General features: G+C 56.9%; 16 protein-coding genes and 17 pseudogenes. 3 read left to right on the top strand and 30 right to left on the bottom strand.

The genetic code is table 11. From position 1 onward, the window contains the following. Positions 1-2: 2 nt before the first annotated feature. Both JCM13583_RS00335 and purF read left to right on the top strand, forming a co-directional pair. Positions 3-167: a 50S ribosomal protein L37e gene (locus tag JCM13583_RS00335; RefSeq protein WP_075056261.1), complete on the top strand. Its 165-nt coding sequence runs from the start codon at positions 3-5 to the stop codon at positions 165-167. Then, a pseudogene (purF, locus tag JCM13583_RS00330) lies at positions 115-1,570 on the top strand (amidophosphoribosyltransferase). Before JCM13583_RS00335 ends, purF begins: the two are co-directional and overlap by 53 nt. A gap of 153 nt (positions 1,571-1,723) precedes the next feature. Here purF and JCM13583_RS00320 read toward each other — a convergent pair. The 30 genes and pseudogenes from JCM13583_RS00320 to rpl3p form a co-directional block, all read right to left on the bottom strand. Then, complete coding sequence (locus tag JCM13583_RS00320; protein ID WP_162509085.1) at positions 1,724-2,263, bottom strand: hypothetical protein; 540 nt, start codon at positions 2,261-2,263, stop codon at positions 1,724-1,726. Further along, positions 2,199-3,291, bottom strand: a pseudogene (locus JCM13583_RS00315) (RNA-guided pseudouridylation complex pseudouridine synthase subunit Cbf5). Before JCM13583_RS00315 ends, JCM13583_RS00320 begins: the two are co-directional and overlap by 65 nt. Continuing rightward, positions 3,251-3,790 (bottom strand): AAA family ATPase, encoded by a 540-nt coding sequence (locus JCM13583_RS00310; protein WP_075056259.1) that lies wholly within the window; start codon positions 3,788-3,790, stop codon positions 3,251-3,253. The pseudogene JCM13583_RS00315 and the gene JCM13583_RS00310 overlap by 41 nt, the downstream one beginning before the upstream one ends. Beyond that, the gene (locus JCM13583_RS00305; protein ID WP_075056258.1) at positions 3,791-4,495 is read right to left on the bottom strand and encodes an EMC3/TMCO1 family protein; all 705 of its coding nucleotides are present in this window, start codon (positions 4,493-4,495) and stop codon (positions 3,791-3,793) included. A 2-nt stretch (positions 4,496-4,497) separates the two neighbouring features. Next, positions 4,498-5,042: pseudogene (locus JCM13583_RS00300) on the bottom strand (adenylate kinase). Next, positions 5,043-6,819, bottom strand: a pseudogene (gene secY, locus JCM13583_RS00295) (preprotein translocase subunit SecY). Continuing rightward, positions 6,797-7,258, bottom strand: coding sequence for an uL15 family ribosomal protein (locus JCM13583_RS00290; RefSeq protein WP_075056257.1), 462 nt, complete (start codon positions 7,256-7,258; stop codon positions 6,797-6,799). The pseudogene secY and the gene JCM13583_RS00290 overlap by 23 nt, the downstream one beginning before the upstream one ends. Beyond that, positions 7,239-7,737, bottom strand: a pseudogene (locus tag JCM13583_RS00285) (50S ribosomal protein L30). Before JCM13583_RS00285 ends, JCM13583_RS00290 begins: the two are co-directional and overlap by 20 nt. Beyond that, a pseudogene (locus JCM13583_RS00280) lies at positions 7,715-8,315 on the bottom strand (30S ribosomal protein S5). The pseudogenes JCM13583_RS00285 and JCM13583_RS00280 overlap by 23 nt, the downstream one beginning before the upstream one ends. A gap of 65 nt (positions 8,316-8,380) precedes the next feature. After that, positions 8,381-8,883, bottom strand: a pseudogene (locus JCM13583_RS00275) (50S ribosomal protein L18). Between the two features lies 1 nt (position 8,884). Beyond that, positions 8,885-9,346: a 50S ribosomal protein L19e gene (locus JCM13583_RS00270; RefSeq protein WP_075056460.1), complete on the bottom strand. Its 462-nt coding sequence runs from the start codon at positions 9,344-9,346 to the stop codon at positions 8,885-8,887. Between the two features lie 2 nt (positions 9,347-9,348). Then, the gene (locus JCM13583_RS00265) at positions 9,349-9,765 is read right to left on the bottom strand and encodes a 50S ribosomal protein L32e (protein ID WP_075056459.1); all 417 of its coding nucleotides are present in this window, start codon (positions 9,763-9,765) and stop codon (positions 9,349-9,351) included. 1 nt (position 9,766) lies between these two features. Continuing rightward, positions 9,767-10,300: a 50S ribosomal protein L6 gene (locus JCM13583_RS00260; protein ID WP_162509200.1), complete on the bottom strand. Its 534-nt coding sequence runs from the start codon at positions 10,298-10,300 to the stop codon at positions 9,767-9,769. Positions 10,301-10,331: 31 nt separating this feature from the next. Next, positions 10,332-10,724: a 30S ribosomal protein S8 gene (locus JCM13583_RS00255; protein WP_075056256.1), complete on the bottom strand. Its 393-nt coding sequence runs from the start codon at positions 10,722-10,724 to the stop codon at positions 10,332-10,334. A 9-nt stretch (positions 10,725-10,733) separates the two neighbouring features. After that, a pseudogene (locus JCM13583_RS00250) lies at positions 10,734-10,896 on the bottom strand (30S ribosomal protein S14). Continuing rightward, positions 10,896-11,401 (bottom strand): annotated as a pseudogene (locus JCM13583_RS00245) (50S ribosomal protein L5). The pseudogenes JCM13583_RS00250 and JCM13583_RS00245 overlap by 1 nt, the downstream one beginning before the upstream one ends. Before the next feature lie 8 nt (positions 11,402-11,409). After that, positions 11,410-12,139: pseudogene (locus tag JCM13583_RS00240) on the bottom strand (30S ribosomal protein S4e). Then, the gene (locus tag JCM13583_RS00235; RefSeq protein ID WP_075056255.1) at positions 12,123-12,614 is read right to left on the bottom strand and encodes a 50S ribosomal protein L24; all 492 of its coding nucleotides are present in this window, start codon (positions 12,612-12,614) and stop codon (positions 12,123-12,125) included. The pseudogene JCM13583_RS00240 and the gene JCM13583_RS00235 overlap by 17 nt, the downstream one beginning before the upstream one ends. 9 nt (positions 12,615-12,623) lie before the next feature. Next, a pseudogene (locus tag JCM13583_RS00230) lies at positions 12,624-13,029 on the bottom strand (50S ribosomal protein L14). Then, complete coding sequence (locus JCM13583_RS00225) at positions 13,026-13,358, bottom strand: 30S ribosomal protein S17 (protein WP_075056254.1); 333 nt, start codon at positions 13,356-13,358, stop codon at positions 13,026-13,028. Before JCM13583_RS00225 ends, JCM13583_RS00230 begins: the two are co-directional and overlap by 4 nt. Further along, entirely contained in the window at positions 13,348-13,656 is a 309-nt protein-coding gene (locus JCM13583_RS00220) for a ribonuclease P protein subunit (RefSeq protein WP_075056253.1), read from the bottom strand. The genes JCM13583_RS00225 and JCM13583_RS00220 overlap by 11 nt, the downstream gene beginning before the upstream one ends. Continuing rightward, a complete protein-coding gene (locus tag JCM13583_RS00215; protein ID WP_075056252.1) occupies positions 13,653-13,955 on the bottom strand; it encodes a translation initiation factor in 303 nt (100 codons plus the stop codon). Before JCM13583_RS00215 ends, JCM13583_RS00220 begins: the two co-directional genes overlap by 4 nt. After that, the gene (gene rpmC, locus JCM13583_RS00210) at positions 13,952-14,152 is read right to left on the bottom strand and encodes a 50S ribosomal protein L29 (protein WP_075056251.1); all 201 of its coding nucleotides are present in this window, start codon (positions 14,150-14,152) and stop codon (positions 13,952-13,954) included. Before rpmC ends, JCM13583_RS00215 begins: the two co-directional genes overlap by 4 nt. After that, positions 14,133-14,786: pseudogene (locus JCM13583_RS00205) on the bottom strand (30S ribosomal protein S3). The gene rpmC and the pseudogene JCM13583_RS00205 overlap by 20 nt, the downstream one beginning before the upstream one ends. Then, positions 14,783-15,233 (bottom strand): annotated as a pseudogene (locus JCM13583_RS00200) (50S ribosomal protein L22). Before JCM13583_RS00200 ends, JCM13583_RS00205 begins: the two co-directional pseudogenes overlap by 4 nt. 5 nt (positions 15,234-15,238) lie before the next feature. Further along, positions 15,239-15,695 (bottom strand): annotated as a pseudogene (locus JCM13583_RS00195) (30S ribosomal protein S19). A gap of 2 nt (positions 15,696-15,697) precedes the next feature. Further along, positions 15,698-16,402, bottom strand: coding sequence for a 50S ribosomal protein L2 (locus tag JCM13583_RS00190; protein ID WP_075056250.1), 705 nt, complete (start codon positions 16,400-16,402; stop codon positions 15,698-15,700). Positions 16,403-16,411: 9 nt separating this feature from the next. Then, a complete protein-coding gene (locus tag JCM13583_RS00185) occupies positions 16,412-16,669 on the bottom strand; it encodes a 50S ribosomal protein L23 (protein WP_075056249.1) in 258 nt (85 codons plus the stop codon). Next, positions 16,670-17,441: pseudogene (locus JCM13583_RS00180) on the bottom strand (50S ribosomal protein L4). A gap of 1 nt (position 17,442) precedes the next feature. After that, positions 17,443-18,447: pseudogene (gene rpl3p / locus JCM13583_RS00175) on the bottom strand (50S ribosomal protein L3). Positions 18,448-18,816: 369 nt separating this feature from the next. Here rpl3p and JCM13583_RS00170 point away from each other — a divergent pair. Next, a pseudogene (locus JCM13583_RS00170) lies at positions 18,817-19,612 on the top strand (electron transfer flavoprotein subunit beta/FixA family protein). Positions 19,613-19,673 lie beyond the last annotated feature (61 nt).

Genomic DNA, 19,673 nt, shown 5'->3' with positions numbered 1-19,673 from the left:
AGATGAGCAATGGAACTGCCGCTCTGGGCAAGATGAACAATAGGAAGGTGCACGTGACATGTCGCAGGTGTGGGCATCACACCTACCACGTGAGGAAGAAGAGGTGCTCCCACTGTGGATTCCCTGCCCCTAGGATCAGATCATACAGATGGGCAAAAGCCAAGTGAATACTGTGCTGTCGTAGGTTACAAGGGCGGTGGGGAAGCACTCGATAGCCTCCTGACCTCCCTCAAGACCCTGCAGCACCGTGGCCAGGAGAGCGCTGGCATTGCAGTTTTCAAGTCAGGGTCTGTACAGGTTCACAAGGGCATGGGCCTGGTATCGGAGGTCTTCAACCCAAAGTACTCGGACTTCTCTTTCCTGGACGGCTCAAGGGTAGGAATAGGGCACACCAGGTACTCCACCGCCGGCAGGAAGACGGTTGAGAATGCGGGGGCCATTTGTGGTCTCGAGCTCCGTGGGTTACATAGCGATATCCCACAACGGCGAGATAACGAACGCAGAGCAGCTGAAGGAGAGCATGAAGAGGAGGGGGGTGCAACCTTCCAGACCACGTCCGACACTGAAGTCATGTTAATGGAGATATCCCGAGACGTAAACGAGTTCGGGATCGTCAACGGGATAAAGCAGGCCATGAACAGGCTCAAGGGGGGGGCATACTCAGCAACCCTCCTGATAAACGACAGGCTTTTCGCCATCAGGGACCCTCACGGCTTCAGGCCCCTTGTCATAGGAAGGCTGCCAGATGGGTACCTGGTGGCCTCCGAATCCTGCGCTATCGATGTCCTAGGTGGTGAGCTCCTCAGGGACGTCATGCCGGGCGAAGTCGTTGAGATAAGGGAGGACGGCCTGCATACACTCTTCGTTCAGGCAAGCAAGAGCATATCTCACTGCATGTTCGAGTATGTCTACTTCGCGAGGCCTGACAGCATCATAGACGGGAGGGAGGTCTTCGATACAAGGATCGAACTCGGACGCAGGCTCGCCAGGGAGCACCCCCGTAGATGCGGATCTGGTCATACCGGTACCAGACTCCGGCAGGTCTCAGGCACTGGGTTACTCCATGGAATCTGGGATTCCATACAACGAGGGCCTGATAAAGAATAGGTTCTCGGAGAGGACGTTCATAATGCCCACGCAGGAACAGAGGCGGAACGCTGTCAAGGTCAAGCTGAATGCAATAAAGTCGACGGTGAAGGACAAGAGGGTAGTGCTCGTGGACGACAGCATAGTCAGGGGCAACACGATGAAGCATATCGTCGATATACTGCGCAGGGCCGGGGCCAGGGAGATACACGTCAGGATAGGTTCTCCAGAGATAATCGCGCCCTGCTACTTCGGCGTAGATATGAAGACAAAGGACCAGTTCATTGCGGCTGGAAGGACAACCGAGGAGATAAGGAAGGAGATCGGTGCAGATTCGCTTGGATACGTGTCAATAGAGGGCCTCGTGGATGCAATAGGCTTCCCCCCCGCAGAATCCCTGTGCCTGGGGTGCCTGACAGGTAAGTACCCTGTCACGATACCCGGCGAGAGGCATGCCGCCCAGAGCGAACTCGAGAACTTTTGAACCCTGCCCTCTTCACATCAGCAACGAACCTAGCTATAGCCTCTTCCCCCCCCAGGTCCCTTCCCAGCAGGTCGGCCCTTGAGGCTATGGCTATCTTGCAGGCAAGCACCCTCGCAGCCCGGCCCCCCCTGTCCTCTGCCCTTAGAGAGGAGATCAGTGGGGCCTTGAATATGCAGCCGTGCTTGGGCGGTGGCGACCCAGAGGTGAGGTGCCTGAACAGCGCTCTCTCGGCCCCCCCACTAACTGGATCCTGCTTGCTGGCAATGATGCCAGGCGCCTCAGGCCACCTGTCCTGTAAAGCAGCTCCAGGGTTGCCTCCAGTCCCACCAGCCGCAGGGTGTTCGGTGCGACTTTGAGTGCCTTGCCCTCCAGGTCTGAGAGGAGGGTCTCCCTGGCATCGCACAGAGACCTTATGCCAGATATCACACTCTCATCAATCGATCCAGGCCTCAGGGCCCTCAGGTAGGAGCAGATGTCCCCCCCGGAGGAGTACTCCTTGCCCTCCGCCTCCTCAATGTAAGATACCCTGGAGACCAGGCTGTTCAGGGCTGTGTCCAATTCCTTCTTCAGCAGGTAACCCCCCCTTATGAGTACCTGGTCCTCTGTGAACTCCTCCCTGAGCCTCTTTTTAGCATATTCTATCATCGCCTGCCTGAGGTCTATTCCCGGCCTCGTCCCACCGGTCTCTGGCACCGACCCTGACCTGAGGCTGTCAAAGACCCCCCCTATGAAATCCCTGTCTAAATCCCTGAAGAATTCAGTGGCCTCTCCTCGCCTGACCCCGTACCACCTTACGCTCCTTCCTGACATCAGGCTTCTTCCTCCCGGCGCTCCCTGGGCTTCACAAGCACCCGGTCGAAATCCACGACCTTCAGGGAGTCCATGCTGTCGTGTGGCACGAGCATCTTGCCCGTGCCGACCACCTGGTTATCGTCCGTGATCACGCATACCCTGTCCCCCCCTGGCCCGGGATGGCCGATTATGTGCTTAATCCCGCCAGCGTAAAGGTCCGAACCGTGGGCGATGTTCTCCACAGCACTCTTCTTAACAACCACTTTCGGTACGTCGGAGAACAGGGAGACCATGGGCTTTACCACGGATTTGACCAGCCTGGCATCGCCGGCCTTCAGGAGGGCGAAGGCGTCGCTGACCTGCTGCAGTGTCACCGCCTCCTTTTCTGTGAACGGGCCGGTCCTGACCCTCCTCAACTCTACCATCTGCGCCCCCCCGTGCCTAGGGCGTAGCCCATGTCCACGCACAGCGTCCTGATGTATGTCCCGGACTCGCAGACAACCCTGAACATCACGTACCTTCCATCCCTCTCGACCAGGCTCAGGGAGTGGATGCGCCTCACCCTGATGCTCCTGGAGACAGCGGACTTCACCGGCGGCAGCTGGTATATGTCGCCTGTGAATTCCTGGAACACCTGCTGGAGCCTCTCAGTGGGCACATCCCTGTGCAACAGCATCACGCATACGTACTCCTTGCTCTGCTCGTGCGCGACCTCTATGAGCTTCGTTGCATCCCCCCAGGGCCACAACAAGTACCCCGGTTACCTGAGGGTCCAGCGTGCCGACGTGCCCAACACGCTCCGTGCCGGTTATAGTCCTGATCCAGTAGTCCACCTGGTGGCTCGTGGGGGGGCCCTTCGGCTTATCTATCACTATGAAGCCGTTCAGTTCAGCACCGGTAGCCCTTGCTGAGCCTTGAGAAGACCTCATTCACAACTTCCTCCGGAGAGAGATTCTCCGTATCTATCACAAGGTCATAGAAGGAGCTGTCCATGTAGTCTATGCCGTACAGGTGCCTGTACCTCCTCAGCTCGCTCTCCTCTCTCCTCACGAGGTCGCTGAAGGCCTCCTGGTAGCTCTGCCTCTCCCTGGAGGCCAGCCTCCTGGCCCTCGTCTCCCGGCTCGCCTCCAGGAATATCTTGAGCGCATCTATGCCGTTCCGGTAACAGAGCCAGCCCACAAGGCGGCTCTCTATCACGAAATCGTCGCTCCTTCTCAGGAAGGACAGGAGGTCGCTGTCCAGCTCCATGTCGATCTCAGGATGGGACTCGGCGTATTCGTTGAACTCCTCTATTGTCATTCCCAGCTCCCTCGCCTTCTGCCTGAAGAAGACGCCGCCTGATACGTACTCGTAACCAGTCCTCTCCGCCAGTAGCCTTGCCACTGTGGACTTTCCGCTCCCGATTCCACCACTGATGGCGATCCTCATTCAGTCCACTGTCTGCGTCTTCTTCTCCAGTTCCCTTATCTTGTACGTGAAGTCAACCAGTTTCATGACCATTGTTATGAAGTACCCGACAACGAGGCTCACCAGGGCATACATGATTATCCAGTACGGGAAGATCCAAGCGTGGGCTAGCTGTATGTTCACGTTGAAGTCCCATGGGAAAGCCACGACCCTGTAAGGTATCTCACCCACGAAGACGTAGAGCCATGCGAATATCAGGAAGGTGAAGACTGTCAGGACCATGAAGGGCTTGAGCGTGTTCATGGATATGACCTGCTGGTCCAGAGCCATGTCCATCCTTATCTTCTGGAGCTTCTGAAGCCTGTCCCTCTGGTTGTTCCTGTACGCCTCTGTGATTGCCTTTGACAGTGCCCTGGACCTCTCCTGGATCTGGCCCATCTTGACCCAGTCGGTGAAGAAGTACCTGGGCACGGAAGTTATTATGCCGAGTATCAGGCCTGTGAATATGAGGGATATGAGAGGGTACATGTAATTGAAGCCGAGGAGGGGGGGAACGAAGACCCTGTTCATCCCCATCCCTATGTATGTCCTGAGTGATGGGGGGGATGCAACGATGAACAGCATGACCAGGCTCACCATCATATATATCATCTGGAAGCTCAGCATCTTCCTCATCGCTTCCTGCTGAGCCTGCTGCTGACTCACCTGAGTGTTCTGCTCTGCCATGGTCACACCAGCTTCGATAATATATTTTCAGCAGCTATGTTAGGTTTTCCCTCTGGGTTCTCTATGAAGTTAACTGTCGCTCCTGTGTATATGGAATAGGCCACTGCGAAGTACCTGTTGACTTCCTGGTGCGTCCGTATCTCCTCCACGGTGTCGTCATCCCTCGAGCGTGTGGGTCCATCTCCCTCCTTCTCTTTATCAGCACAGGGTCTGCCTCGATCAGGAAGTATGAAGCGATCTTGAGCTCCCTGAGCACCCACTCTGGAAGGCCCGGGAGGTAGCCGTTCTTGGACTTTATGGACATGTGGGTATCGACTATCACATCATCCATCCTGCCTATCGCAGATGAGGCCTTTTTCTGCAGGTTTATCTGCGTGTCCACGGGGAGTTTCCTGATCTCGTCCCTGTTGCTCACAAGTCCTATGTCCTTTGCCATCTCAAACATGAGGGTGCCAAAGTTCACGATCTCGTACTTCGACCTCTTCGCCACTATCTCCAGGACTGTAGACTTGCCAACTCCAGCAACACCTGCAATGACAACGCGCATTTAACCACCGACGAAGAACTGCCTTATCACAGGGTGCATCTCCATGAGCTGTTCCCTGCCCATTGCCTCGTAGAACTGGATCACTATGCCAACAGCGAGCAGGAGACCCGTACCGCTGGTGTCCCCCCCCACTGTGCCTATGAGGTTTGCCCCCCCTGCAGCCAGAAGGCCCACCACAGCGCCGCTGAAGACGGTGATTGCAGGGATGTACTTCTGGAGCACCCTCTCCATCACCTTCGGGTCCCTCCTGAACCCGGGTATCTGCATGCCTGAGGACATTATCTGCCTGGCCACAGCAGACGGGCCCATGTTCGTAGTCTCGATCCAGAACTTGGCAAAGAGCACGCTGGCCCCCCCACCATGAAGAGGACGAACACAATGACGTGTATAGCCTCCTCCCAGGGCGTGTGCCCGAGCAGGACTGACTGTCCCGTTGAGGGCTGCAGTATCGGAAACAGCCAGTCAGACAGGCCATTGGGTGCAGCGAGGTAGTACGCCAGCCCGCCCACAGGGTGGTGCTGGATATGCCGTACTGCGAGATCTGGGAAGCGGTCGGGTAAGCCCCCCCCAGGTACCTGTCATGGCCCAGGATGGGCACCTTGCTCAGGACTGGGCTGGACCAGAAGAGGAGTGTCCACATGGATACATTGGCCAGGAGTGCAGTTGCCAGGATAACAGGTATGTTGGATGCGTAGAGCAGCTGGAGCGGGTACCTGCCCCCCCTGGCACCCCCCCTCACCCTCTCGTGTGCTATAGGCAGCTCAATCTTGCTGCTCTGGAAGTAGGCAACGAGGAAGAATATGAAGAGCGTTCCAATGAGGGCTATCATCGGGTTTGGCTGCTGGAAGAGTATTGAAAGCATCCCTGTGTTGCTAAGGTATGATGCGGACGAGTGCGTGAGGATGTAGAACATCTTCGGCAGTGCGCCCGCAGGCGGGTTCGAGAGGGAGAGCGGCGATGTCGGGGTTGTGGGGAGCCAGTTGAACGTGCCCGTAATGAGCTGCTGTGAGACACCTGCTGCGATGAAGAGAGATATTCCAGAGCCTATCCCGTACTTCGAAACGACCTCATCCATCAGGAAGACGAGGTATGAGCCGAAGAATAGCTGGAGGACTATCACTGTCTCCGCAAGGAAGTGCCCGAATCCTGGCGCAAGGGCGTTCAGCCTGGAAACGAGGGATGCGTCCGGTACAAGGTACCCGAATGCCTGCGGTATGGCCTCCACAAATATCATTATTATTACCATGAGCTTCTGGACGCCCTGGTAAATGGCCCTGTCTGATGTGTCCTGTAGGTCAAGGTTGAATATCTTCGCGCCTGCGAAGAGCTGCATCACTATGCTCGCAGTGACTATGGGGCCGATACCGAGGTCCATGAGCGAGCCAGATGCGCCTGCAAATATTGCCCTGAACGCAGCGAATACGTCGATTGTATCGGTCCTGTTCAGGCCGTAGACGTAGACGTTTGTGAGAGCAAAGTAGAGGATCACCACAAGGGCAGTCCACATCAGCTTGTACTTGAACTGGACGTGCCCCTTGGGCTTCTTGATGGCCGGGAGCTTGGACGTGAGGTTCTCAAGCCCGTAGAGCCTGCTCTTCTTCGGGCCCTTGTAGCTGGCCACCAGGTAAATGAGGTAAAATACGGGTGAGGTGAGGACCGCCGCGACCACCAGCTTCGCTGCCCCGTAGTGCCCGAAGTACCAGAAGCCGACGATTACCAGTGCGTAGAAAATTACGACCGGGATAGCGGCCGCTCTATTCCTCTGAATCTCCGCCATCTACTTCAACCGTGACACCATGATTGGAAAGCTTATTTATTGCTTTTTGCGTCGCCCTGGCCACTTTTATGTGGCCCCCCCTGAACTCAGGCACACCGGCCCCCCCGAGGAGCCTGGTGTAGCCAGCGGCCCTGAGGTCAACTGTCACAGCATCCCCCCCATCCCTGGTCGCGTAGCCATCCCTCTCGAGCTGCTGCAGCAGCTGGTTGAGCTTCGATATGTTTATCGGGTTCTCTGGCGCCTTCCTGTGGTGGCTCACGAACCCCCCCTTTCCGCCCAGGTGGAGCCTGTCGTACTTGAGCATCCATATCCACCTGTGCTTCCCCCCCATTCCTGCGTTCCCTGAGCCTCCACGCTTTCCCTTGCCCCCCCTTCCTGCCTTCCAGCCACGGCCGTAGTGACCGCCCCCCCTCAGCTTCTTAGTTTTCTCCCTTACCATTGAGATCAACCCCCCCTGAGATCAGCATCCTCTTGATCAGCTGGTTTATGGCCTTACCCCCCCTGTAGCCAGTGTGCCCCCCCCTGTGTCACGGGCTTCCTTATGTACTCGTAGCCCTTCACAGGCGGGTTCAGCCTGAACACCGGCACCAGTGCTCCAGGTCTGTGAGCTTCTTTCCGGCCAGTATTGCGTCCGCCAGTTCCTCGTAAGAGGAGTAGCCGAGGGATGACAGTGCCTCCCTGTCGAGAGGCCTGTGGCCCTTCAGCTGTGCCCTGTACTTGAGAAGCATGACCAGTGTCTCCCGGTCTATCTCACCCCACGTGACGTAATCCTTCACCACCTGCAGCATGCCCCTGTGCACATCGTCCTCGGGCACCAGGACCAGGTGGTTGATCCTGTGCAACCTCATGAGTGCCGCGGTCTTCTCCGCGTCCGGCCTGATGCCGGTCCTTCCCCCTAACTCTTAACACTGCCAGCATTAGCAACACTCCCCGCATATATTGGCGTTGACAGTTTGAGCGCAGGGTTTATCTTCATTATGGAGGTCTGCCTCAGGGCATCAAATGTGGCCAGAGCGTAGTTCACAGTGGTCTTCGTGTGGCCCTTGGCGAAGCCCCAGGCGTCCTCGATGCCTGCCATCCTGAGTATGATCTTGGCCACATCTCCGACTGCCCTGCCCAGGCCCTGTGGCGCAGGCTTGAGCACCACTTCAACGGAGCCCGACTTCCCGACGACCAGGAACGGCAGCGTGTGGGCCCTGCCACAGCCGCACTCCCAGGAGCCACAGCCTCTCCTGATCTCCAGTATGTTGAGCTTCGCGTTGTTCACTGCCTTCCTTATGGCAGGTGCAGCCTCCTTGGCCTTGCCCCCTTCCCACACCGACAAAGCCATCGCCGTTGCCAACCACCGCGGTCACAGAGTAGTTCATCCTCCTTCCGGAGTCTGTCATCCTCTGTGCCCTCTCTATGTATATTGCCTCATCCATCAGGTTTGGTAAGAGGATGTCAACTATCTGGTACTCCTTCAGTGGCAGCCTTGACCTGATGGCCTCTGACATCGTCTTTATCTTGCCCTCGGCCACCAGCTTCCCGAGCTGCGTCTTTGGGACCCAGTCTTCATCAGTCACTGAACCACCTCCAGGGCCCTCTTCATCTCATCGATACCGCTGAACCTCTTGCTGTCCTTCAGGTGCTTTCCCTTTATCCTGTCTTCCGAGGGGAGGATGCTCTCGTCGTGCGGAACGTAAAGGCCAGCATCGACGGCACCCTTGAGGACAGCCGTTATCCTTCCGCCCCCCGTGTCAGTTTCCTGCGGCCTATGTCAAGGACAGCCTCCTCCACCTCCCTGGAAAGCGCAAGCTTTCCCAGCATGTAGCCCACCAGGTAGCAGACGGGGGGTGCTGTTGCCATCAACCTGGAGCCCCCCCTCTTCCTGAGGCTCCTCTCGTTGACCGTGGCGACCACTATGTCACCCCCCCTCGGGCTGAACTTCACTATCTGGGCCTGTATCCCCCCCTTTCCCGAAGGCCTCACCACGAGCCTCGGTAGGCCTGACTTGACGAGGGCAAGCCTCTTCCTGTAGTCGGTAATGCCCTCCCTCTTCCTCTTGAACACTCTAACGTGCATATCATTCACCGCCCTTTAGGAGGCCCTGCGACTTTATCTGGGCCACCAGCTGGCCCTGGACTTTATCGAGCCCCCCCTTTATGATCCTGTAAAAGCGCCTGTAAGTCTTCCTGTCTATGCTACCTCTGTCCCGGAGGTTCCTGAGCTCCTCCCTGAGTGGCCTGATCGTCTTGATCCAGCGCTCCTTTCTCGGGAACCTAGCATACTTGGTACCCCCCCTTATGGAACCTTCCCCGCGCCTGCGGCCCTTGGAAAGCTGCTTGAGTCTCTTCTTGAACCTCCCCCCCTTGGAGTTGCCCTTCTTCTGCTTGAGCTGTATGACGTTCCTCTCTATGAGCTGCCTTATGTCCTCCCTCGATGCGGCCTCGAGCACCTCCTCGGTGCTGTTCGTGTCGATCCAGACTCTGGAGACGCCGGACTTGAACTCCTCTGCAGCCAGCCTCTTCGCTGTTTCCATCTTCATGCTCACTCACTCCCCCTGTTGATGACCCTGATGCCAAGTTCATCTGCCCTCTTCAGGATCGCCTCCCTCTTCTTGGCCCCCACCTTGGAGGCAATCCTGGCCGCCTCCCTGTTCCTGTCCAGCCTCTCCAGCTCAGAAACGTTGTTCACCAGCACCTCCCTGAAGCCGGACGGGTGCAGGCCCCCCCTCACGATTCTTGGAGACCTGAAACCCGAATCGACTACAGGAGGCCTCCTGGCAAGGTGCTCACGCATCTTGGAGTGTTTTCCCCCCCTGGGCTTCCTCCATGCATCCCCCCCGAGCTTCTTGTACCTGAACCACTCCTGCCTCCTGAAGGCTGGACGCTTCCTTGCCTGCTCGACCTTGATCTTCAGTAACCTCTTCTCGTATTCCGACAGCGAAGGTTTCAGAGTGTTCATCTCACTCACCCTTTGAAATCAGGTAGACGCCGTCCTGGAAGACCCTGAGGTCGAAGCCCTTTATCTTCGTGGCCCTCTCTATGTTTGCGGCGGTCTCGCCTAGCTGGCGCCTGTCTATGCCCTCAAGCGTAACCCTATCACCCTTGACGCTCACCTTTGTGTTGCCCACTATGTCTGCATACCTGGGTGACCTCTCCCCCCCCAGGAAGTTCTCAATCACTACCCTGTTGCCCCCCCTGACAGAGACCCTCATGGGAAAGTGCGTGTAATCGATCTTCATCTCGTACCTGAACCCCCCCTCTGTCACTCCCCCCCTGAAGGCGTTCCTGATCTCGGAGTACCAGGTGCCCGCTATCCCCCCCCTGTTCCTGCGGTTCTCCTTGCTCACCATTATCTTTATGGAGTTCCCGTCAGGCACCACGCGGACATAGTTGTCCTTGAAGACACGGACAACCGTGCCCAGCTTACCCTTCACCTCCACCGTGTGGTCGCTCACCGTGAACGTGACGCCCTGCGGAGGGCTTAATGAGAACATTTCCTTCCACTTTATCTCCATGCGCGCCACCTCAGTAGACGTAGGCAAGCAGCTTACCGCCTATTCCCAGCTTCCTGGCCTCTATGTGGCTCATCACGCCCTTTGTTGTTGTGAGTATCAGGATTCCGAAGTCCTGGGCGGGGAGGTACCTGGCCTCGTACCTGTCCATGTTTGATATCTTGACAGGGAGCCTTGGCTTGATCACACCACAGTTGTTAATGGTGTCGCTGAGCACGATCCTGAACTTCCCTCCCCCCCTGGCCTCGTCTATGACCTCGAAGCTCTTCAGGTAGTTGTACTCCTGCATGACCTTCAGGACCCTGCCTATGAGCCTGCCTGCAGGTTCAGCTACGATCTCCTTCCTCCCTATCCTGGAAGCGTTCTTGATGCTGTTTATTATATCATTGAGCGGGTCATGTCTCATAACATCACCTTAACTGTACTTCCTGAAGCCAAGCTGGGGGGGCCGTCTCCCTGAAGCACTGCCTGCAGAGGTGCAGGCCGTACCTCCTCACTATCCCTCTCTTCCTCCCGCACCTCAGGCAACCCTCTTTGTGGCCAAATTTCTTCTTGGGCTGCAGCTTGACCTGTGCCATTACCTCACCACCTGCACGTTGAAATTCTTTTCAAGGAACTCCATGCTCTCCTCCCTGGTGACCCTGATCTTAGAGGCAGGTGCTTCCTGTTTACCCTCCTCCTCTCCAGCCTGTACCCGCCCCCCCTCCTCTTGAGCACCACGGCTATGTCCATGCCGAATATGCCGATCTCCGGATCGTACTTCATGCCCTTGAAGTCCGTGTAGTCCGCTATGCCGAAGTAGGCATTTCCCTGCCTGTCGAAGGAGTAGTGCGGGATCTTATATCCTTTTGCGTAGAGCGCCTTTTTGAGGAACTCCACAGCATCATTCTTCCTGAGGGTAACCTTGACTCCTATCTGCAGGCCCTTCCTCACGTTGAAGTCCCTGACGGTCCTCTTCGCGGTCGTGAACACCGGCTTCCTGTTAGTCAACATCTCCACGACCCTGGCCGCCTTGTTAAGCCTGTCGCCCGCCTGGCCAACGCCTATGTTGACCACGACCTTGTCTATGACAATTTCCTGCATCGGATTGCTCAAGACTGCGCACCTCCCTGTACCTTGATGTTGAATGAGTACTTCGGTGACGATATGACGAACGCATAGTCCTGAACGGTGCTGAAGCCCTCCTCAAAGTGCACCAGGTTGGCGTGCGATGACTCCTTGACCTCGATCTTCTTGATCGTGCCGATTTCCCCCCCCACGTGCGAGCCGCCTGTTAGGAAGGCCCTGTTCCCAGGCTGGAACTTCAGCTTCTCCACAACCGACCTAGACTTCAGGTCAAATATCACTACGTCACCGGGCCTCAGGTCCTTGTCCTGTGTGATCATGTTCCTCCCGTCATGGAAGGTTATCTGGAAGCGGCTGTTGTCTATGCTCCTCTTTCCCTTTATCCTGAGGGGCTTTATCTGTGCCTCCCCCCCTCTTCGATCCTCACAGGGACGAGCCTTCCCAGGGTATCGTAGGTTATCCTGAAGTGTTCCCCCCCTGTCGGTAGTATTGAGACCACATCCATGAAGCCTACACCGAAGCGCTTCTCCCTGACTACCTTGCCATCCACGGCAACCTGCCTGTTGGCAAGCATCCTGGCTATCTCCCTCTCCTTGTCGCCAAGGTGGAGGTAGTCCCTTAACAGGATCAGGAGGGGGTATTGAGTGCTCCCTGTCATGCTTGCCGGGGGGATGCACTCGCTCCCCCCCAGAAGTGGGTCTTTCTCGCGATCTTGATTGTCCTGGGAAGGACAAGCCTCTTAGTTTTCGTTATCATTTCCCTCGGCCTCCTTCACTTCATCCTCTGAACCAGATGCGGCCACTGATCCGGCCTCATCCGTGGTTGTGCCCTCCACTGCCTGCGCCGGCTGCTCGCTGACCTCCTTCTTCTCCTCTGCCACAGCCGCCTGCTGTTCTTCCTTTATGACCTCTTCAGACACCGTGACGTTCCTGAGTGCGGCCAGCTGCCTGAGCCTGTCCTGCCGCTCCTGCCTGGAGAGGTCGAGCCTTGTGATGACCAGTTCCTCCGGCCTCAGGAAGAATGGCTTCTGCTTGCCGTCCGCCTTCGCTATGGTTATTCCCTCCACCGAGACCCTTCCCGCGACGTGGTCGACTTCAACGACCTTTCCGCCTTCTCCCTTCCTCGATCCCTTGACAATCCTGACCACGTCGCCGGAGACTATGGGAAAGGTGCGTATGCCGAACTTCTTCTGGAGGTCCCTTGAGAGGTGCACATTCAGCCTCTTGATCATGATATCACCCTATACTATTGTGGAGGCAATTGCCGCTATCCTTGGCCACCTCTCGGCCGCCTCCCTGGCCACGGGCCCCCCCTTTATCTCGGATCCCCCCCTCACCTCTCCGTCAGGCGTTACAAGCACCGCTGCGTTCTCCTCGAACTCGACCATCGTGCCATCAGGCGCCTGTACGGCCTGCGCTGCCTTATCACGACGGCGTAGACCACCTTGCTCCTCATCTCAGGCGTACCCTTCTTCACGCTCGCAACGAACATATCGCCTACGCCAGCGGCCGGTATGCGCCTGGCAACGCGTGGTACGCCTTGACGTCTATGAGGCTGATCATCTTGGCACCGCTGTTGTCCGCGCATATCATGGTTGCGCCGAGCGGTAGTCCCCCCCTGTGCTGTCTGCCCGCTACTCCCTTCATGTGGTCACCTTCTCCACCACAACATATGATATGGTCTTGGCCAGCTTCCTGCACTCAGCGATCTTGACCACGTCGCCCGGCTTGACGGATATGCATCCGGGCACATGCACATGGTATTTCTTCAGGACGCTGGTCCTCCTCTCGTACTTCTTTATGTACTTCTTGTACTCCCTGGTCACTACTGCACTCCTTATCATGGATGCAGACTTGACGACGCCAGTCATCACCTGGCCCCCCCTCACGACCAGGCTGCCGTGGAAAGGACACTTTTTGTCCTTGCACTCAGTGGCTGGCGGTTTCACATCTATACCGATGTTCCTAGTTGCCATTAACACCACCCCCCCTTCTCAGGTTCCTCTCAATCCTCCTTGATTCCTTGAGCCTATCCTCAGGCCTGTAACAGAGCAAGGGCCCTTTCAGGTAGACTTCCCTGCCTGGCTTTGAGATCTTGAGTGTTACCACGCCCTTTGGGACTGCCCTGACCCTCCTGCCAGACCCTATATAGACCATGTTCCTGGTCTCGTCCACTATTTTTCCGCCTATGCCCACCAGGGCACTGTTGCTGGACCTCACGACCTCACAGTGGTAGCCAATCAGGTCATCAAGGTAGTCCCTAAGGTTCCTCATACGACCTCAGTCCTGAAGCCCATCTCCTCCAGATGCTTTTTCACGGTTTCCCTGTGATCACCCTGGAGCTCTATTATCCTCCCGTCCTTAACGGTGCCCCCCCCAGAGGCCACTTTCTTCTTCAGCGTCTTCGCAATCTCCTGTATGTTCTCCGCCTTTGGGTCTATGCCCTCTATGATCGTGACGCTCTTGCCGTACCTCCTCTTGTCCACGCTTATCTTCACAGTCTGGGTGTCCCTGCTGAAGCCCTCCCAGGGCTGCAACTCCTTCGGGATGCCCGTGAAATTCTTGTCCTTCATTCTTTGTTTTCCTCCGTCATCACTGTCAGGACCCTGGCTATCTGCCTCTTTATGGACTTTATCTTGCCCGGGTTGGAGGGTGCACCTCCCATGGCATGGCTTGCCCTCTCCCTGAGCAGGGATTCCCTGAGGTTCTTCAGGGTCTCCTCCCTCTCCTGCCTGCTCATCTCCCTAATCCTACTCGCCCTTAGCTCCATCTTGTGACACTACCTCCTTTACTTCCTGCTTTGGGAGCTCCCCCCCGACGCTTATCACATCGGGCAGCTTGTAATCGTTCTTCAGCATGCGGACCGTGACGCCGATCACGCCTTGCTTGAGCTTTGCTATGGAGAAGCCCGTCTCCATGCCGCTCCTGCCGGGTTCGCCGGAGTACTTTATCGACCCGTACATGAACTTCTGTGCCCTGGCCCTTTCGCCGGATATCTTGCCCCCCCTATCCTGATCATGACGCCCTTGGAGCCTGCCTCAATGACCCTCCTTAGAGACGTGTTCCCTGCCTTCCTGTAGTTCCAGCCCTTCTCAAGGGACAGTGCGATCTTCTTCGAGACAACCTGGGGGTTCAGGTCGGGGGTTCGGTATTTCCTTGACCTCTATCTGCGGAGATTCCACCTTGAACCTCCTCTCCAGCTCGTCCGTGATCTCCTGCACCTTGGCACCGTGCCTGCCTATGACCAGGCCGGGCTTGTTAACGTAGAGGGTTATGTTCGTGCCGAAGGGGGGGGTCCTCTTCATCTCTATGCCGCCGAAGCCAGCGTTGTCGGTTGCCTTCCTGATGAACTCGGCCACGAGGAGCTTGTTCACGGCCTCCTTCACGAACTTCCTCTCCTTCATGACTCCACCTCCTCAACGACTACCTCCACATTGACGAGGTCCTTGAACCATGCGCCGGCCCTGCCGTAGGCCTTCGGCAGGTATTTCTTGATCATCCTGCCTTGGTGGCTGCTATGTGGCGGATCACGAGGTTCTCCGTGTCAAGGCTCTTGAACTCTGCGTTTGCTTCGGCGTTCCTGAGCACCTCTAGGAATGCCCTGGCGGCCTTTACTGGGTAGCGCCCGGAAGACATGCCCTTCCTGTGTGACACGGAGTCAAGGTACCTGAAGTAAGGCACAGCCAGCTTCTTCTGGGTGACCTTCTCAAGCGCATCTATGGCCCACTGGAGCCTCTTCCCCCCTCAGGAAGTGTGCTATGTTCACGGAGTCCTTGAGGGATATGTCCAGTTCCTTCCCCCCTTGCCCTGGCGCTCCTCTCACCCACATTCTGGATAGAGTAACCCTTCATATGCATCACTTCAGCGGCATGAACTTCGATGACCTGGTAGCACCAACGCCTGGGCCGGAGTGCTTCACCTCCTTCCTTGTCATGGCAAACTCGCCAGGTAATGGCCTATCATCTCGGGCTTTATCTCGAACTTTACGAATGAGTTGCGTTGTAGACCTCAACAATCTTGCCAACGAACCTCGGGAGTATTATCATGTCCCTCACGTGGGTCTTTATGTTCTGCTCATCTGAGTTCAGCTTTTCAAAGAGCACCTTCTGCTCGTAGTTCATCTCCCTGGTCAGGGACCTCCTGGCCCTGGCGGTCAGGAGCTTCATGACTTCCTGCAGGTCCATTTTCTGGAGTTGCTCGAGTGTGTACCCCCCCCTGTATGTGAATTCCTTCGCCCTGCCCAGGACCACTTTCTGTGACTTCCTGGCCTTCCTCTTGATCGACTTTACAGATGCCTGCTTCTTTACCGGCATGTTCACCTCCTCCTCTTAGGAGACAGCCTACCGACCTTCCTACCAGGTGGCGTTCCCCCCCTTCCAACCGTGCTTGGCCTGCCCACATGCTGGTGGTTGCCTCCCCCCCCGTGCGGGTGGTTCACCGCGTTCATTGCCACACCGCGCACGGTGAACGGCCACTTGGCCTTGCTCCTCAGGTAGTGTATGTGTGTACCGGCCTTCAGTATGGGTATGTCCTTCGCACCGCTGCCGGATACTATGCCCACAGTGGCCATGCACAACGGGTGGAACTGCCTCATCTTTCCGGAGGGGAACTTCAGTGTCACACGCTCCCCGTGGCTGACCACGAGTGCAGCCGTACCGGCGGTCCTGCAGAACTTGCCGCCGTCGCCTGGCATGCTCTCAATGTTGTAGACGAGGCTCCCATCCGGTATTGAGCCAAGAGGTAGCGTGCAGCCCGGTGCAGGTGAGCCTGAGCCTACAGATAACTTCTGGCCGACGTATGCACCGTTGAACGCGATCTGGAACTGGTGCTTTCCAGTCCCGTCCTCCAGCACCAGCAGGGGGGGTGCATTCCTGCCAGGGGCATGTATAATGTCCTTGACCGTGTACTCTCCGGGGGGGGAAGGGTGCCTTATTGGTGCCACGTGCCTGTGGCTCGGACTCCTGTAGACAAGACCCCCCCCGCGGCCCCCCCTCCTCTGAGCAACAATGTGCTTACCCATACCTTCACCTCAGAATATGCCTATCCTCCCGGCGATCTCCTCCGCCGAGAACTCAGGCGCCAGCTTCACAATGGCCTTCTTTCCCTCCTTGCCTATAACCACGTTGACCTTCACTACCTTGACGTTGAAGGACTCCTCCACGGCCTTCTTTATGTCCGCCTTCCTGGCAGCCCTGTGGACTATGAACGTGAGCTTGTTCTCCTTCTCCATCATGAGCATCGTCTTTTCGGTTGCCACAGGAGTCAGTATAACGCTCTGGGTGTCCACTCACTCCACCTCCGACAGCTTCCTTATTGCTGATTCCGTGAAGAGGGTGAGCCTGCCTGCAACTCCTCCAGGGGCTAGATGGCGTATGCCGAGTGAGGAGACGTTCGCAACATCCACACCCGGGAGTGACTTGAACCCCCCCCTCGCCTTCCTGGTGTCAGTGCACACGATCAGTATGCTCTTCGGCTCCCTGTACGTCCTGCCCCCTCATCTTTCCCCCCCTACCTGCCCTGATCTTGGTTCCCTCCTTGGCCCTCATAACATCCTCATCGAGGCCAAGGCTGGAGAGGACACTCATCGCATCCTTTGCCTTTGATACCTCCACAACATCGTCCTTGACAACCACGGGCAGGGAAAGCCCTTCTGGTACCCTGTGACCCCCCCTCGCCCTGACCTTTTCCGGGACTGCTGTAAGCGCTATGGCGCTGAACTTTGCCATGCGGAGTTCCTTCCTGTTGAAGCGCTTGACGAGCACCTTCTGCGTTGTCGGTGCATGCGCGCTTCTCCCACCGACCATGTTTGCGAGTATAACACCCCTGGTGGAGCCTGCCACCCTGGGCAGCCTCGCTATCCCGTGGCCTGGCCCGTAGTTATGACCCACCCTTCTGAGACCGGCCGTCGGCGATGTACCGTAGGGGGGGTGGCGCATGGAAAGGGTCACAGCCCTGAAGGCCCTCCTTATGATGTCCTCCCTCGGCACGGTCTCGAACACCCTCGGGAGCTCGATCTCAGCAACGGCATTGCCATCCTTCGAGTAAACGTTTGACTTCAAATCAATCACCCTGCTTGGATTCGGTTGAGACGTAGCGTATCACGAGATCCGTTACGTCTGGCGACGTCTGCCTAGCCGGATCCCTCATCTTGATTAGCCTCTTCATATGGCCCGGTATTGAACCATGGAGAAGCACGCACGGGTTCGTCACCACCCCCCCGTACCCGGGGAAGCCACCCTTGACATTCACGTTCTCCTTGGTCGGGTCGCTGATATACTTTATTACCCTGATGTTGTGAACCGTCCTCTGCTGGAACCCCCCCATCTGACCGGCCTGGGGGGGCACAGTGTTCCTGACCCAGTCAGGGTGCCACGGGCAGGGTGCCTATCATCCTCCTGTGCTTCCTGTTCTTGTGGTGCAGCAGCTTTATTCCGAACCTCTCCACATGGCCCGTGAAGCCCTTTCCCTTGGTCACCCCTATGACATCCACAAACTTACCGGGCTTGGAGAACTCATCGAAAGTGATCTGCTTGCCCAGCTTCTCCTGGGCGTACTTTATCCTCTCCTCAATTGTCCCGCCCCCCAACCCTCACCTCAAATATCTCCGGCGTCTTCGAGGGTATTGATTTAACCAGCTGCGGGTTCGTGTGGACAATGAGCCTTACATCCGCCACCTTGGTCACCATGGGCTTCTCGTTGCTCTTCTTCCTCTCCGGTATCCTCCTGAATATGCTCTTATCAAGGTTGTCCGCCCACTTCTCGTAGCTGACGAACAAGCCGTTCTCGTTTTCATCATAGAATCTAAGGCCTGCAACCGTGAGCGGCGGGACCTCCACAACTGTGACCGCTGCCATCACTTCCTGGCCAGCGGTGAGGCTGTTCTTCCTGTAGTCGACCATGAGCACATGGGTCATGCCCACCTTGTACCCCCCCGCGAAGGCCTGAACCTTCACCGGCCCTGTATTTCAGGCCATGACCTTATGGTGCCGAATATGCTCTTCGCTCTCACTCTCGGATAGTAACCCATAGACCCCCCCGTCTGGGGGGGTGATGCGGAGTCGCCATTACGTACCACCGTCCATAACCGTTACACTCACATTCGCCCGGAAGAACGCTCCAGGCGACACTGGGATGCCACAGGAGGCATTGCCCATTAGTGTATGGTATGGTTGTAGGTTAGTGGAAGAAGTTATTTAAACCTTTATACCCGGTGGCCCGAGCCTAGAACGTGCGGGGTGCGACAATGCTGCGGTTGCTCGAAACCAGACACCCATACGGCATTTTCCCGCCTTCCCACCGTTCTCCTGGCCTTGGGTTCCAGCACCGGGCCTACTGTTCAGTGCAGTGCACGGTACAGCACAGGTGGAGACACCCCAAACCGAATGCCCGATCGTTCCGTTTATCTATCTTCACATGATACAGTCATGATTTACAATGCCCGATATGGTGGTCCTCATCAAGGTTGTGCCTGACAGCAACGAGGTCTTCGTTGACCCGGTCACGTTCACACTCAACAGGTCGCAGGCGACCAACGTGATCAACCAGGCTGACGAGAATGCCCTGGAAGCCGCGCTCAGGATCAAGGACAAGTTCGGTGGCACTGTCACAGTTATCAGCATGGCACCCTCATTCGCGGAGGCGGCACTTATAGAGTGCATGGCAAGGGGGGGGCCGACAATGCCATACTGGTCAACGACAGGGCGATAGCAGGCTCCGATACCTACCCACGAGCCTCACACTGGCCGCGGCGATAAAGAAGCTGGGAAAGTACGACATAATATTTGCCGGCGAGAAGACGTCAGACTCAAGCACAGGCCATGTTGGTCCGGGTGTTGCAGAGTTCCTGGAGGCTGAACTGGCCTCCTATGTGAGGGACTGCACCTACGAGGATGGCTATGTGGTGGCCGAGAGGGAACTCGAAGAGGGTGTTGAGGTGGTCAGGATACCGACACCAGCTGTGGTCACTATAGTCACAAACTCAAACACGCCCAGGATAGCGTCACTGAGGAGGAAGATAGACGCCATGAGGAAGGGAGTGACCGTGTGGACAATGAAGGACCTTGGCATACCACCGGACTGGGTGGGCCTCAGGAACTCACCAACTGTCGTGAAGAAGATGCTGCCGTTCCCAAGGAAGGACAGGAAGGCCAAGAGGGTCAAGACCGAGGAGATCGGGCAGATGCTCGAGGAGCTGGTTAAGGAAGGCATCATAGAGCTGGGAGGTGAGTGAGCTGGCGAAGTTTGCGAGGGCTGAGCCGCCTCAGCACCCGGAGGAATACAGGGATGTGATG

The organism is Thermogymnomonas acidicola JCM 13583 (assembly GCF_001316105.1).
Taxonomy (GTDB): Archaea; Thermoplasmatota; Thermoplasmata; order Thermoplasmatales; family Thermoplasmataceae; genus Thermogymnomonas; species Thermogymnomonas acidicola.
The sequence above is the reverse complement of the archived record's forward strand: the minus strand, read 5'-3'. Positions and strand labels throughout refer to the sequence as shown.

Excerpts from the sequence above, each read along its gene's own strand:
- JCM13583_RS00335 (WP_075056261.1), top strand. The coding sequence starts at position 3 with ATGAGCAATGGAACTGCCGCTCTGGGCAAGATGAACAATAGGAAGGTG.
- JCM13583_RS00310 (WP_075056259.1), bottom strand. The coding sequence starts at position 3,790 with ATGAGGATCGCCATCAGTGGTGGAATCGGGAGCGGAAAGTCCACAGTG.
- JCM13583_RS00305 (WP_075056258.1), bottom strand. The coding sequence starts at position 4,495 with ATGGCAGAGCAGAACACTCAGGTGAGTCAGCAGCAGGCTCAGCAGGAA.
- JCM13583_RS00290 (WP_075056257.1), bottom strand. The coding sequence starts at position 7,258 with ATGGTAAGGGAGAAAACTAAGAAGCTGAGGGGGGGCGGTCACTACGGC.
- JCM13583_RS00270 (WP_075056460.1), bottom strand. The coding sequence starts at position 9,346 with ATGAAGATGGAAACAGCGAAGAGGCTGGCTGCAGAGGAGTTCAAGTCC.
- JCM13583_RS00265 (WP_075056459.1), bottom strand. The coding sequence starts at position 9,765 with ATGAACACTCTGAAACCTTCGCTGTCGGAATACGAGAAGAGGTTACTG.
- JCM13583_RS00260 (WP_162509200.1), bottom strand. The coding sequence starts at position 10,300 with ATGTTCTCATTAAGCCCTCCGCAGGGCGTCACGTTCACGGTGAGCGAC.
- JCM13583_RS00255 (WP_075056256.1), bottom strand. The coding sequence starts at position 10,724 with ATGAGACATGACCCGCTCAATGATATAATAAACAGCATCAAGAACGCT.
- JCM13583_RS00235 (WP_075056255.1), bottom strand. The coding sequence starts at position 12,614 with ATGATCAAGAGGCTGAATGTGCACCTCTCAAGGGACCTCCAGAAGAAG.
- JCM13583_RS00225 (WP_075056254.1), bottom strand. The coding sequence starts at position 13,358 with ATGGCAACTAGGAACATCGGTATAGATGTGAAACCGCCAGCCACTGAG.
- JCM13583_RS00220 (WP_075056253.1), bottom strand. The coding sequence starts at position 13,656 with ATGAGGAACCTTAGGGACTACCTTGATGACCTGATTGGCTACCACTGT.
- JCM13583_RS00215 (WP_075056252.1), bottom strand. The coding sequence starts at position 13,955 with ATGAAGGACAAGAATTTCACGGGCATCCCGAAGGAGTTGCAGCCCTGG.
- rpmC (WP_075056251.1), bottom strand. The coding sequence starts at position 14,152 with ATGGAGCTAAGGGCGAGTAGGATTAGGGAGATGAGCAGGCAGGAGAGG.
- JCM13583_RS00190 (WP_075056250.1), bottom strand. The coding sequence starts at position 16,402 with ATGGGTAAGCACATTGTTGCTCAGAGGAGGGGGGGCCGCGGGGGGGGT.